Raw genomic sequence first — 13,162 nt, 5'->3', positions numbered from 1 at the left:
TCTGCCCCGTCAAATCAGACCATCCATGAAACGGCAGATCGCCGCCAAATCTCACCATTTGTGCGGATGCTCAATCATGCCTTTTCCAAGACGCCCCTCTCCCCAAAAGAAGATATGGGCCTATTCCTTGCCGTCGGCGCTGCTGCTGATGGCGCCTTTCGACATCCTTGCCTCGCTGGCCATGGACATCTACCTGCCGGTGGTACCGCTGATGCCGGAAGCTCTCGGCACATCGCCCTCGGTCATTCAGCTGACGCTGAGCCTTTATATGATCACGCTTGGCCTCGGCCAAATCGTGTTCGGCCCGATCTCCGACCGGATCGGCAGGCGCCCGGTGCTGCTCGGCGGCGGGCTGCTGTTCGCGGGCGCATCCGTCGCGCTCGCCGGCACGTCATCGGCCGCAGCCTTCGTCGCGTTGCGCGTCGTGCAGGCCATGGCGGCGTCCGCTGTCCTGGTCGCGACCTTCGCCACGGTGCGCGATGTCTATGCGGAGCGGCCCGAGGGCGCGGTCATCTATGGCCTGTTCAGCGCGATGCTGGCCTTCGTGCCGGCGTTGGGGCCAGTCGCAGGCGCCTTGATCGCCCAGGGTTTCGGCTGGCGCGCGATCTTCGTCACGCTTGGCATTATGGCCATGGCGGCCACGCTAAATGCATGGCTGCGCTGGCACGAGACGCGGCCGCAGAATGGTTCCGGCCCACGCCCTGCCTTCGGCCCGATCCTGCGCAGCTTCGCCTTCTGGACCTATACGCTTGGTTTCGCTGCGGCCATGGGCACTTTCTTCGTGTTCTTCTCGACAGCGCCGCGCGTGCTCATCGATCGTGCCGGCTTTACCCAGCTCGGTTTCAGCCTCGCCTTTGCCACAGCGGCACTGGTGATGATCGCGACCACGCGGTTTGCCAGGCCGTTCATCGCGCGCTGGGGCACCGCGGGCAGCCTGGCGCGCGGCATGGCGATGCTGCTTCTCGGCGCCTCGATGCTGGCGATCGGACAGGTGCTTGCCGCGCCGTCCTTCGCCACCTTCGTCCTGCCCATGTGGGTGATGGCCGTGGGCATCGTCCTTGCAGGGTCGGTCACCGCCAACGGCGCGCTTGAAGCGTTTGGCGATGTCGCGGGGACGGCGGTGGCGCTCTATTTCTGCGCCCAGAGCCTGATCGTCGGGATCGCCGGCACGTTGTTCGTCATCCTCCTGGGTGGCGACACGGCATGGCCGCTGGCCGCCTATGCCACGGTGCTGGCGGCAACGACATTATGGGCGTTGAAGCGTCTGCAGGACCGGCAAGGAACCACGAACTGAAAAACTGCAGGGGCTTGCGCGAACGCTCAGGCCCCTGCCCGTTTGCGGCGCTCGTAAAGCATGACCAGCGTTTCGGCCGTCAGCGCCGGCTTTTCCTCGCCTTCGATCTCGACCGTGTTGGCTGCCTTCATCAAATACTGGCCGGGTCCCCTGTCCTCCATGGAAAGAAGGACCGTGCGCAGCCTGATGCGCGCGCCGACCCTGACCGGCGCCAGGAAACGCACCTTGTCGAAGCCGTAGTTGAACGCGGCCTGGGTGTTTTCCGGCACGATGCCCATGCCGAGCGCTAGCGCGCCGATGATCGACAACGTCAGATAGCCATGCGCGATCGTCGTGCGGAACGGGCTTTGCCGCCGCGCACGCTCGGGGTCGACGTGAATCCATTGATGGTCGCCGGTGCATTCGGCGAACTGGTTGATCCGGTCCTGGTCGACCGTGGTCCATTCCGAGACGCCGAGCTCCTGCCCGGACATCGTCCTCAACTGCTCGTAGGTCGGCGGCGTTTTAGGCCGTACTTCGTTCATTCCTGCTTTCCCGATCGCTTGCCGTGCCTCCGGACCACGAACGGATGGCCCCTGTCAATTCACCCCTTGTGAATCGGTTCCGTCCAATTCCGGCTGAATCGTGCCATGCCTTGCCGCGCAATGGCAGGCCGAATTCGGATTTTCGCACCTTCCAGGGGCGCCGGCGCTTATAACGTGGCGCGGATGCAACTATGCGCAAGGTTGCGAAATTGCAAACCGGCATGTCCTGCCGAAGGCGAACGACGGGCCCCAGGGGCCTATTTCTGTCCGTAGCCGGCGCGGATTTCCTCCATCGCATCCTTGATGCGCGCGCGCAGGATCTCGATCGATTCGGTTCCGGATTTGCGAGCCAGTTCAGCCACTTCACCGGCATTCTTGAGCGCGGCCTCGAAGGATTTCCTGGCGAACTCCGTCTGCTTGGCCATCAGCTCCTGCGGGTTGCCCGGCGCGCGGTAGCTCTGCGCCATGTCGGCAATTTCGCGCAGCGTGTCCTGCAGCATTTCGCGCTGCCTCGACAACAGCGAGGTCGCGCCGGCGGCGCCGGCTCGCGCCGATTTCTCCAAGGCCTCGAGGTTCTTGCGATGATGGGCAAGGATCGCCTCGACATCGACATTGGGCACCTTCAGGTCGCGGCCGAACTTGCCGAACATGTCCATGAAGGAATCGGATTCCGGTTGTTTCGCCATGATGTCTTCTCCCCTTTTGCCGCGGATGCGGCTGCCCTCACGGGGAGCATAGCACTCGGATGCCGCGTGTCCATTTCGAACACGGGCATCTCGAACCATGCGCATCAATTGACCGGGAGCAGCAACTCGATCGTGTAGAGCACAATGCCCGCCAGCCCGCCGATGATCATGCCGTTGAAGCGGATATATTGCAGGTCCCGGCCGATGTTCATCTCGATCAGCCGCGTCAGTTGCGCCAGGTCCCAGCGCTTGACCTGGTCGGCGATGAACTTCGACACGCCACTCTTCTGGCTTTCGACGAAGGAGGCGAGCGCCACGACGAACCCCTGGTTCATGTCGGCCCGGATCTGTGGATCGCCGGCGAGATGGCGGCCGACCTCGACGAACATGTTGGCGAGATGCGCGCGGATCACCGAATTCGGCGCCTTGGCGTCCTGCTCGATGAACAGGCTGAGGCTCTCCCACATGTCGCCGGCCAGCGCCCTGACTTCGGGTCGGGCGAGGAAATCACGCTTCATCTTCTCGGCACGCTTTGCATATTGCTTGGACGTCCGCAGCCGCTCGACGAAGGCTTGCGCGAAACGGTCGAACTCGGCCCGCATCGGATGGTCGGGATCGGCCCGCACCTCGTCGAGCAAGGAGCCCGCCGAGGCGACGATCTTCTTCAAGAGATAGGCGTCGGCGCGGAACAGGTTGAACAGCGACGGCAATTCCTCGCGGATTTTTTCGCGCATTGTCGCCAGCGCCTGTTCGTCGTTGAGGAAGCGGCCGACCACCTTGATGAATTCGTCGAACAGCTTTTGATGACGGCGGTCGTCGGTCAGCGCCGACAAGAGTTCAGCCGCCAGCGGCGCCAGCGGCACCTTTTCGATCTGCTCGAGCATACGGCTGGTGACGAAGCCGCGCAGACCGGATTGCTCGACAGCGGCCAGCGTTTGCGGCACCAGCCGCACGACGAAACGCGACAGGCCCGCGGCCCGTTCGGCATCGGTCAGCCAATCGGCGACGAGTGCTGCAAAATCGACCTCGGCGAGTTTTTCGCGCACCGGCTCCGGCGCCAGGAAATTGGCCTCGATGAAGCGGCCAAGATTGTCGGCGATGCGGTTCTGGTTTTCCGGTATGATGGCGGTGTGTGGGATCGGCAGCCCGAGCGGCCGCCTGAACAGCGCCACTACCGCGTACCAGTCGGCAAGGCCGCCAATGGTCGCCGCCTCGGCGAAGGCTGCGACGAACCCCAGCCACGGATAGCTGCTTTGGAACGACTTGGCCAAGGCGAACACCAGCACGCAAAGCACCAACGCGGCCGTGGCTATGAATTTGGTGCGACGCAGCGCCGAAAGCTTGGCGGCCGCGTCGCCATCGAAGCGGACAGGCGCCAGGGACGGAGCCGATTGGGACATGGATGAACTGCTCCTCGTCGATCTCTGGTCGACCTCTGGTCGACTTCGTTGTCGATCCCAAGCCTATTTAGGGTTTCATCAGCCGGAATGCCCGTAACGGCCGGTTTTCCCCGCCTTTTTGCTGGGCTGCGCACATAAAGTTGACGAGAATATTCATCTATGGCGCCTGGCTAGTCTGGAATTGTTCCAAGGTATAGGCCATATTCGGGTCGAGGCCAGTGCGGCGAATCCGAAACTCCGGATCAGAGCGTCGTCGGTAAGTTCTGGAATCCGGCGTGGTTCTACCGCGCCGGCGCCTAGTGAGGAAAAAATGCGGCTTACACGCCAGACCAATTATGCCATGCGCATCCTGATGTATTGCGCCGCCAACAATGATCGGTTGAGCCGTATCCCGGAAATCGCGACCGCCTATTCGGTGTCGGAACTGTTCCTGTTCAAGATCCTGCAGCCGCTGGTCGAGAACGGACTGGTCGAAACGGTGCGCGGCAGGAACGGCGGCGTCCGGCTTGGACGCGCAGCCGAGGCGATCAGCCTTTTCGACGTCGTGCGCGTTACCGAAGAAAGCTTCGCCATGGCCGAATGCTTCGAGAACGATGCCGCCGAATGCCCGCTGGTCGACAGCTGCGCGCTGAACTCGGCATTGCGCGAGGCCCTCAACGCCTTCTTCGCCGTGCTCGCCCGCTACACGGTCGCCGATATGGTGGCTGCAAGGCCGAACGTGCGCAACCTGCTCGGCATCGACATGCTGGAGCGCCGCGCCCCGGCCGCCTGACCGCACCGACCTAGGCGGCAGATTGCGGCAGCACGAACGGCATGTTGCCGGCCGGCAGCACGCCGACCCTGAGCCGGCAGTCGAAGACTTTTTCGATCAGGTCGTCGCTCAGCACGTCCTGAGGCGAGCCAGTCGCAGCCAGCCGTCCGCGGTGCATGACGAAGATCCGGTCGGCATACATGGAAGTCAGATTGAGGTCGTGCAGGATGGCGACCACGCCGCCGCCCCTTCTGGCGAAGTCGCGGGCGATGTTCATGATGATCAGCTGGTGCTTGATGTCGAGGCTGGAAACCGGCTCGTCGAGAAACAGGTAGCGCGGCTTGCCGTCGAGTACCGGCGCCCAGACCTGGCACAGCACGCGCGCAAGCTGGACGCGCTGCTGTTCGCCGCCCGAAAGCTCCTGGTAGAAACGCCCGGCAAAACCGTCGAGGTCGACACGCGCCAGCGCCCGCTCCGGCAGCCGCGCATCTTTGCCCGGCAAGGCTCCCGAGCGCCCGCCGACAAGGCCAAGCTTGACCACCTCGCGCACGGTGAACGGGAAGGACAGGGTCGTCGCCTGCGGCAGCACCGCACGATGCACCGCCATCTCGGCCGGCTTCATCGACGATAAGTTTCGGCCGTTGAGAGCGGCGCGCCCGGTATAGGCGAGCTCGCCCGACAACGCCTTAAGGAAGGTCGTCTTGCCCGAGCCGTTGGGACCGACGATGGCTGCCACTTCGCCGGGCCGCGCGTCGAAATCGACACCGCCGACGATGCGCTTGCCGGCGATATCGACGGAAACATCCCTTGCCTCGATCATAAAAGCCTCACAGGTCCCAACTCTTGCAGATCACAGGTCTCAGAGATCGATCACGCCGCGCTTGCGCAGCAGGATCCACAGGAAGAACGGCGCGCCCGCGATCGCGGTGACGATGCCGATCGGCAATTCGGCCGGCGCCACGATGGTGCGTGCCACGGCATCGGCGAGCAGCAGCAGCGACGCGCCGAGCAGCGCCGAAGCCGGCAAGAGATAGCGGTTGTCCGGACCGATCAGCAGACGTAGCAGGTGCGGCACGACGATGCCTACGAAGCCGATGCCGCCGCTGACGGCGACGGAGGCGCCGACGGCCGCCGAAACGCCGATGATCGCCGTGTATTTCAGCCGCTGTACCGGAATGCCGAGGTGGCCGGCGGTCGCCTCGCCCAAAGCCAGTGCATTGAGGCTCCGCGCCAGGAACGGCATCGCCGCCAGCGCCAGCATGATGATCGGCCCGACGGAACCGATCTTCGCCCAGGTTGCGCCGCCCAGCGATCCAAGTGACCAGAACGTCAGGTCGCGCAACTGGCGATCGTCCGCCATGAAGATGAGAATACCGGTCACCGCCATGGCAAGGGCGGCCAGCGCGATGCCGGCAAGCAGCATGGTGGCGACCGAGGTTTGCCCGCGTAGCGTCGCGACCTGATAGAGCACCAGTGTCGAGGCAAGGCCACCGGAGAAGGCCGCCAGCGGCAGCGCAAGCGTGCCGAACAACGCCGTCACCGGCGCCAGCACCGTCGCGCCAAGCACGATGATGGTCACCGCGCCGAGGCTGGACCCGGCGGAAACGCCGATCAGGCCGGGATCGGCCAGCGGATTGCGGAACAGTCCCTGCATGACGGCGCCCGAGACCGCGAGCGCCGCACCGACCAGGATGCCGAGTATGATGCGCGGCAGGCGGATGTCGTAGACGATCAGGTTGTCGCGCGCGCTCAGTGCAGTATCGCTTGGAATGGCCCCAGGCAGCCACTCCCTGAGGACGTTGACGGCCGAAGCATCCGACGCCCCTGACGTCAGCGACAAAAGCGTGGCGGCCGCGAGCCCGAGGCACAAGAGCAGGATGACGATGCGGGCACGACCCGAGCGGTCGCCTTCGGACGCATTCGCCATCGCCTTCACCGGGCCGGCGATCGATTGATCGACCATGATATGCCTGCTCAGTCCGTGACTTCAGCGCCATAGAGCGAGACGGCGAGATCGTGGATGGCATCGGCCGCGCGCGGCCCGAAGCCGAGCAGATAGCCGCCATCGATGCGGATCAGCTTGCGCGCGGTTCCGGCCGGCGTCGATGCGATCGACGGATTGCCGAACAATTCGTCGTCCGACACGGGCGGCCCGGCATTGCTCATCATCAGGATCACGTCAGGCCTGGCGGTGATGATTGCCTCGTCGGACATCTGCTTGTAGCCGGAGAAACCTTCGACGGCGTTGACTCCGCCGGCCAGCTTGACCATGCCGTCGGCCGCGGTTTCGCTGCCGGCCGCCAGGATCTTGCCGCCCTGTATCGACAACACGAACAGGATGCGCTTGCGCTCCTTGATCAAGGCCGTCTGCTTTTCCGCGGCGGTCAGCTTGGCATCGAGTTCCTTGGCCAGCGCCTCGGCCTTGGCATCGACGCCGAGCGCCTTACCGACGATGCGGACCTTCTCGAGGATGCCTTCGTGGCTAAAATGCTCGGGCACTTCGATGAAGGGAATGCTGGCCTTCTTCAGCACGTCGACGGCTTCCTTGGGGCCGCTGCCCTGCAGCGCCAGGATGCCGGTCGGATTGACCGACAAGACGCCTTCCGGCGACAGCGCGCGCATATAGCCGACATCAGGCAGGTCGAGCGCCGGCTTCGGATAGCGGCTGGAGGAATCGCGCGCCACCAGATGCTTCTCCTCACCAAGCGCATAGACGATTTCGGTTATCGAACCGCCTATGGCGGCGATCTTCGACGGATCGGAGAAGACCGAAACGCCCTCGGCGGCGCCAGCCGATCGTAGTGCAGTGAAGGCCAAAGCGAGGCCGACCATCGGGCCGGCGACGATCCTGGAAAAACAGCCCATCGTCGTTCTCCTCAGGCTGCCGTCGGGCTTGGAATGCGCGGCAGGTTCTCGGCCAGGAACCGCCAATCGTCGCGCTCGCTTTCGCCTTCATGACGCTTGCCGAAGAACTGGATGATCATCTCGCCGTCATCGCCATAGACCTCGAGCGAGGTGACATGGCCGTCCTTGGTCGGCTTGCGCACCGCCCAGACTTCATGGATGTGGTCGGTGCGCAGGTGCAGGTGGAAGGTTTCGTCCAGCACATTGATCCACGGCCCCATCGGCTTGATCGACTTGACCGGGCCTGAATGGATCTGGATGCAGCCGCGGTTGCCGACGAAGCACATGATCGGCATCCCGCCTTCGGCGGCGTGGTGGAACATGGCGCGGACCGCGTCATTGTCGAGCAGCCAGGCATAGTCCGTTCCGACCATGCGCACCGCCTGGCGGCGGCTGAGCTTGAGCGTCTTCAGCATGCCGAAGAACTGGTGCACGTCGGTCAGCCGGCTCCAGCGGTCGCGCAGATCGTCTGGGCTGGCGGTGGTTGCCCCGGCCTCACTCTGATCGTCGGAGATTGGGCCTGAAATATTGACCGTCGGTTCCTGGTTCGGCGATTCCAGCGAAGCGACCAGCTTCTGGTAGGCATAGAGGCTGGAGGCCGGCCGCAGATGCACCTTGTGCACCGCTTCGCCCGTCGCGTCGAAGAACTGCAGGCTGCGGCGGATCTCGTCGCCGTCGCGTTTCTCCACGGCGAAGCCATGCGCCCAGACCTTCGGGAAGATGCGCAGGTCGATGTTCTCGCCAAGCACCATGGCATTGTGGTTGCCGGTGACGACCTTGTCATAGACGCCGATCTTTTCGTGCACGGCGCTTTCGTTGCGGGTCAGCGCCATCACCTCGCCGACCGCCTCGAGACCGGTCAGGAGGTCGTTGACGCGCGGCTCAACGCGCACGACGCCGTCGCCGCAATGCGCGGCGACCAACTCGGCTTCCGAAATGCCGAGCTGGGCGGCCAGGTCACGCTCGCGCGTTTTCGGATTTTCCGTCCGTGCCCGCCGGATTTCATGCGGGGCGGGTTTTACGCGCTGGTCCATGTCTCGTCCCTACTGTCTTGTCTTACTTGTTGAGAATGAGCTTGCCCTGCCGGGTGATCTTCAGCCGGTAGAGCGCGCCATGATGCTCGATGCCGATCTCGTGCTCGCCCTGGAACAGCGTGTTGCTGGAGAGCGTTCGCACCGCCAGCGGGATCCGATCAAAGCGGGTGGAGGCATCATCGGAACGGCGGACGCGGTAGCGAAAATCGTTGGGATTGTGCGTGTTCATCTGGGTCGATCCCTTTCCTGTGCCGGGCACCTGGCTAGGCGTTGCGAAATTGCCGATTCATTTCTTGACTTGAATAATCATGTTTATTAGTCAGTGCAATACCGGAGTAAACGAGTCAACATTTAAGACGCCGGACACGATGAAAAATGCCAGCGAGCCCCGGGCCAGCCAGCATGAAACCTGGAATCTGGAGTTGGGGCATGGGGTTTTTGAACTGGGAATTGCGCGGCCGGTCGGCGGCGAGCGGCGTGGCGGCTTTGTTGGCGAGTGTGGCGGCGATCGCCCTGTCCGCGCCATCGGCGCATGCTCAACAGGCTACGCAGCCGGCGGGCGAGCAGACGGATCAATCGAAGAAGGCTGACCAGGAAGCCGCCCCCGCGGGCACGACGCTGCTCGACAAGATTCTCGTCATCAGCCGCACCGGCGAGACGGCGATCGAATCGCTGGCCTCGGCCAGCCATGTCGACCAGGAGCAACTCGCCCGCCGCATGGCGACGACGCCGAACGAGATGCTGCTGGGTGTGCCCGGTGTCGCGACGCAGGCCGACGCCAGGCGCGTCAGCACCAGCATCAACATTCGCGGCCTGCAGGATTTCGGCCGCGTCGCGGTCATCGTGGACGGCGCGCGCCAGGACTTCCAGCGTTCGGACCACGGCACCCAGTCGACCTTCTATATCGACCCCGAGCTCGTCAAATCCGTCGATGTGATCCGTGGTCCGGTCGCCAACACCTATGGTTCGGGCGCCATCGGCGGCGTCGTCTTCTTCGACACCAAGGACGCCGCCGACTTCCTCAAGCCGGAGGAAACATGGGGCGCTTCGGTAACCGGGCGCTACGAGAGCAACGGCAAGGGCTGGACCACCAGCGCCACCGGCGCCTACCGTTTCAACGAGAACTGGGACGCGTTGGGCAACATCGTCTACCGCAACTACGACAACTACAAGGATGGCGGCGGCGACACCGTCAAAGGCACCGGCTTCGACGTGTTGAGCGGCCTGCTCAAGACCAGCATACGGCCGACGGAGAACAGCGAGCTGAAGCTGGGCTGGGTCGGCTCAAGCGACAGCTGGGACGAAACCAGCGGCGGCGTGCCGGTCAACGATGTCGACCTGAAGTCGAACACATTCACCGCCCGCTACAACATCACGGACGAGGACAAGAGCTGGCTCGATCTCCACATCAACACCTCCTACAACAAGACCGATCTCGACCTGACCAGCCTTGTTCCGCAAAAACGGTTTAGTCCCGTAACCGGCCTTCCCATTGTCCTGCCGGCGGGATCGACATCGACTTTCGACGTCGGCACCACGGGTATCGACATCTGGAACACGTCGCGCTTCGAAACAGCCGGGATCGCCCACGAATTGACTTATGGCGGCGACTGGGTCGGCGACAATGTGAAGACGGGCGGCACGGCCGGCGGCGACAGTTTCTACACGCCTTCGGGCAAGCGCAACGTGTCCGGCGCCTATTTCCAGGATAAGCTCACCTGGGATTGGCTCGAGGTCATCGCCGGGCTGCGCTATGACAATTACAGCTTGAAGGACAGCACGCGCGAGACGTCGGGCGACCGGCTGTCGCCGCGAATCACCGTCGGCGTCTCGCCGTTCGAGAGCGCCGGCCTAGCGGGCCTGCAGTTCTATGGCACCTATGCGGAAGGCTATCGATCGCCGTCGCTGACGGAAACGCTGATCAGCGGCAACCATCCGGCGGGCGTCACCTTCCCGTTCCTGCCCAATCCCAATCTGCGGCCCGAGACCGGCAAGACGACGGAATTCGGCGTCAACTACAAGCAGAACGACATCTTCGAACCCGGCGACGCGCTTCGCGTCAAGGCGGCCTACTTCCACAACGACGTCGACGATTATATCGATGGCGTGACCCTGTCGCCGTTCGCTCCGGGCAGCGGCTGCCCGTTCGGGCCCGGCATCCCGATCTGCTTCCAGTATCAGAACTTCGCCAAGGCCAAGATCAACGGCTTTGAGCTGGAAGGCGTCTACGACGCCGGATGGGGCTATGCCGGGCTTTCGGCCTCGATCACCAATGGCCACACCATTTCCTACAAGGGCGTGGAAGCCGATCTCGCCACCATCCCCTCTTCGCAGGTCACCGCCCAGCTCGGGCTGCGCTTCCTCGCGGACAAGCTGACCGTCGGCGGCGAAGTGCAATACAACGGCAAGCCGAAGGGCAATGCGGTGGCCGAGGACTATACGCTGGTCAATGCCTTCGCCAGCTATCAGGCGACCGACAATCTGAAGGTCGATTTCCGCGCCGACAATCTGTTCGACGTCAAATACGCCAACCCGCTGAACGGCAGCACGACAGTCGCGGTCTACGAGCCCGGCATCACGCTGAAGCTGGCGGCAACCATGCGGTTTGGAGGCTGACGGCATGACGCGCTCGACGACATCCCTTCGTCTGCTGACCTCGACGCTGGCGATGTCGCTTGCGATGGTTCCGGCGCGGGCTGAAGGGTCCGCGCCGGTCCCCGCGCTGACCCTGGAGCTCAATGCCGCGCAACCCTCCGACAAGGGCTGCCGGCTGACCTTCCTGGTCAACAACAATCTCGGCGCCGACCTCTCCAAGGCGGCGTTCGAGATCGCGCTGTTCAACGAGGCCGGTGTCGTCGACCGGCTGACCGTGCTCGATTTCAAGGACCTGCCGGCAGGCAAGACCAAGGTGACGCGCTTTGATCTCGCCGGGACCGACTGCACCAAGGTCAGCCGCGTGCTGATCAACAGCGCGACCGAATGCGCAGGCGCCGGCGTCGAACCGACCGCCTGCATGCGCAAGCTGAAGACGGACACCAAGACCGGCATCGCTTTGGGCATCTGAGACCAGCATTGGGACTGCACCCCGCATTCACAGCAAACACCGTGGCCTGGCCGCTGGCCGGCCGCGGATCCCTGACGCCAGCGGCATACGATCTTGATTTGACTTTTGCCCGCCGGCCGCTGCAATTTCCGGCCCGCGACATGCAGGAAATCAGTCCCCTCCCCGACGCTGGCAGCGAGCTGGCGATAGCGCCGGCCGAGCCGCTCGCAGTCGCGCGGCCGGCGGCTCGATGGCCTGTTGCGCTCGTCGCCTCCGGTCTGCTTCATGCCGCCGTGGCGGCATTCTTTCTGATCTCGCCCTCCGGCACATTCGATTCCCGGAACGCGGAGCAACCGGAAGGCAGCGATCACGCAGGCGACAAGGTGGCCGGCAGCGCTCTGGACAAGGATCCGGCGGCGATCAATGTCACGCTGGAACCGAAACCGCAGCCGACCAAACCGGAGCCGGCGGTCAGACCGCTGCCGCCGACAAAGCCCTCGCAGGCTGAGCAGCAAGCCGTAAGGCAAGCTCCCCAACCGACACAGGAAGCAGCCAAGTCGCTGCCCAAGCCTTTGCCGGAAGCGGTCAAACAGCTAGCGGCAACGCCGGACATACTGGTGGCGGCGACCCCGCGCCCTGACAAGCAGAGCGTGGCTGCCAGGGCCGAAACACCGGCACAGCCAAGCGTCCAGGCCGAGAGCGCCGAGACGCCTGTCAACGTGCCGGACCAACCGCCGATCCCCATAGCCAGGCCAACTCCGGCGGCTATCCCTTCAAAAGCAGCAGACGCGAAGCGCGGCACGGCAGACGGCCAGGATCGGCTGGCGCAGGCGGCCAGCAAGGGCAAAAGGCAGGACGAGGCGGGCTCCGCTGCTGAGTCCAGCTACCGAAGCGACGTCATCAGCAAACTTGGCCGCGTGTATCGAGCAGTGCCGCCGTCGTTGCAAGCGACGGCGCGCAGCAACACCGTTGTCACCTTCATCATCGGCAGGCAGGGCAACATCGATGAGCTGCGTGTCGTCGAAAGCTCGGGCTCGGCAACTTTCGACCAGATCGTGCTTGGTTTCGTTCGCAAGGCGGCCCCCTTCCCTCCGATCCCGCCAAAGGTTGGCAACAGTCTGGAATTCACCGGCGCGATCGGTCCGTTCTGAGAACCGACGCGGCGCCGCATCCTTCAATCGCAGCAGTCCACCAATTCAGAAAGGAACGCCATGTACATCGCCATGAACCGGTTCAAGGTGCAGAACGGCTCGGAGGCCGATTTCGAAGCCGTGTGGAAGAACCGCGATTCCAGCCTTGCCGAGATGAAGGGTTTTCGGGAATTTCACCTGCTGCGCGGCCCGGTTAACGAGACCGAAGGCTATACGCTGTTTGCTTCGCACACGGTGTGGGCGAGCCAGGACGATTTCGTCGCCTGGACCAAATCGGAGAATTTCCGCGCCGCCCACAGGAATGTCGGCACGACGAAGGTCCACTATCTCGGCCACCCGCAATTCGAGGGCTTTTCGGTCGTCGAGGGCGCCTGA

The 13,162-nt window shown here is 63.8% G+C and carries 14 protein-coding genes; 6 read left to right on the top strand and 8 right to left on the bottom strand.

Annotated features, from left to right (window positions below; translation table 11 throughout):
* Nucleotides 1-76: 76 nt before the first annotated feature.
* Entirely contained in the window at nucleotides 77-1,294 is a 1,218-nt protein-coding gene (gene cml / locus JG746_RS18025; protein WP_202354031.1) for a CmlA/FloR family chloramphenicol efflux MFS transporter, read from the top strand.
* Nucleotides 1,295-1,320: 26 nt separating this feature from the next.
* Here the strand turns inward: cml and JG746_RS18020 are convergent, their stop codons facing one another.
* The 3 genes from JG746_RS18020 to JG746_RS18010 form a co-directional block, all read right to left on the bottom strand.
* Complete coding sequence (locus tag JG746_RS18020; protein WP_095772891.1) at nucleotides 1,321-1,818, bottom strand: MaoC family dehydratase; 498 nt, start codon at nucleotides 1,816-1,818, stop codon at nucleotides 1,321-1,323.
* 257 nt (nucleotides 1,819-2,075) lie between these two features.
* Nucleotides 2,076-2,504, bottom strand: coding sequence for a phasin family protein (locus JG746_RS18015; protein WP_202354030.1), 429 nt, complete (start codon nucleotides 2,502-2,504; stop codon nucleotides 2,076-2,078).
* A 104-nt stretch (nucleotides 2,505-2,608) separates the two neighbouring features.
* Nucleotides 2,609-3,904 carry a DUF445 domain-containing protein gene (locus JG746_RS18010; protein WP_202354029.1) on the bottom strand — a complete coding sequence of 432 codons (1,296 nt, stop codon included), beginning with the start codon at nucleotides 3,902-3,904 and terminating at the stop codon, nucleotides 2,609-2,611.
* A gap of 310 nt (nucleotides 3,905-4,214) precedes the next feature.
* Between JG746_RS18010 and rirA the strand changes: the two genes are divergently transcribed.
* A complete protein-coding gene (gene rirA, locus JG746_RS18005; protein WP_140890491.1) occupies nucleotides 4,215-4,676 on the top strand; it encodes an iron-responsive transcriptional regulator RirA in 462 nt (153 codons plus the stop codon).
* A 10-nt stretch (nucleotides 4,677-4,686) separates the two neighbouring features.
* Here the strand turns inward: rirA and JG746_RS18000 are convergent, their stop codons facing one another.
* From JG746_RS18000 to hemP, 5 genes are read right to left on the bottom strand one after another with little or no spacing between them, the layout of a single operon-like run.
* Entirely contained in the window at nucleotides 4,687-5,475 is a 789-nt protein-coding gene (locus tag JG746_RS18000) for a heme ABC transporter ATP-binding protein (RefSeq protein ID WP_202354028.1), read from the bottom strand.
* A 39-nt stretch (nucleotides 5,476-5,514) separates the two neighbouring features.
* Complete coding sequence (locus JG746_RS17995; RefSeq protein WP_202354027.1) at nucleotides 5,515-6,618, bottom strand: FecCD family ABC transporter permease; 1,104 nt, start codon at nucleotides 6,616-6,618, stop codon at nucleotides 5,515-5,517.
* An 11-nt stretch (nucleotides 6,619-6,629) separates the two neighbouring features.
* Nucleotides 6,630-7,520 (bottom strand): heme/hemin ABC transporter substrate-binding protein, encoded by an 891-nt coding sequence (locus JG746_RS17990; protein WP_202354026.1) that lies wholly within the window; start codon nucleotides 7,518-7,520, stop codon nucleotides 6,630-6,632.
* A gap of 11 nt (nucleotides 7,521-7,531) precedes the next feature.
* The gene (locus JG746_RS17985; RefSeq protein ID WP_202354025.1) at nucleotides 7,532-8,593 is read right to left on the bottom strand and encodes a hemin-degrading factor; all 1,062 of its coding nucleotides are present in this window, start codon (nucleotides 8,591-8,593) and stop codon (nucleotides 7,532-7,534) included.
* Between the two features lie 22 nt (nucleotides 8,594-8,615).
* The gene (hemP, locus tag JG746_RS17980) at nucleotides 8,616-8,822 is read right to left on the bottom strand and encodes a hemin uptake protein HemP (RefSeq protein ID WP_010909946.1); all 207 of its coding nucleotides are present in this window, start codon (nucleotides 8,820-8,822) and stop codon (nucleotides 8,616-8,618) included.
* A gap of 200 nt (nucleotides 8,823-9,022) precedes the next feature.
* On the opposite strand from hemP, the gene JG746_RS17975 reads away from it, so the two are divergent.
* The 4 genes from JG746_RS17975 (at nucleotide 9,023) to JG746_RS17960 (ending at nucleotide 13,162) form a co-directional block, all read left to right on the top strand.
* On the top strand, nucleotides 9,023-11,209 hold the full coding sequence (locus tag JG746_RS17975; RefSeq protein WP_202354024.1) for a TonB-dependent hemoglobin/transferrin/lactoferrin family receptor: 2,187 nt from the start codon (nucleotides 9,023-9,025) through the stop codon (nucleotides 11,207-11,209).
* Nucleotides 11,210-11,213: 4 nt separating this feature from the next.
* Nucleotides 11,214-11,657 carry a hypothetical protein gene (locus JG746_RS17970; RefSeq protein ID WP_202354023.1) on the top strand — a complete coding sequence of 148 codons (444 nt, stop codon included), beginning with the start codon at nucleotides 11,214-11,216 and terminating at the stop codon, nucleotides 11,655-11,657.
* A 98-nt stretch (nucleotides 11,658-11,755) separates the two neighbouring features.
* Nucleotides 11,756-12,787 (top strand): TonB family protein, encoded by a 1,032-nt coding sequence (locus tag JG746_RS17965; RefSeq protein ID WP_342216499.1) that lies wholly within the window; start codon nucleotides 11,756-11,758, stop codon nucleotides 12,785-12,787.
* Nucleotides 12,788-12,847: 60 nt separating this feature from the next.
* Complete coding sequence (locus tag JG746_RS17960) at nucleotides 12,848-13,162, top strand: antibiotic biosynthesis monooxygenase family protein (RefSeq protein WP_019858631.1); 315 nt, start codon at nucleotides 12,848-12,850, stop codon at nucleotides 13,160-13,162.

Source organism: Mesorhizobium sp. 113-3-3, from assembly GCF_016756495.1.
GTDB lineage: Bacteria > Pseudomonadota > Alphaproteobacteria > Rhizobiales > Rhizobiaceae > Mesorhizobium.
Note: the sequence above shows the minus strand (reverse complement) of the source record. Positions and strands in the feature narration are given on the sequence as shown.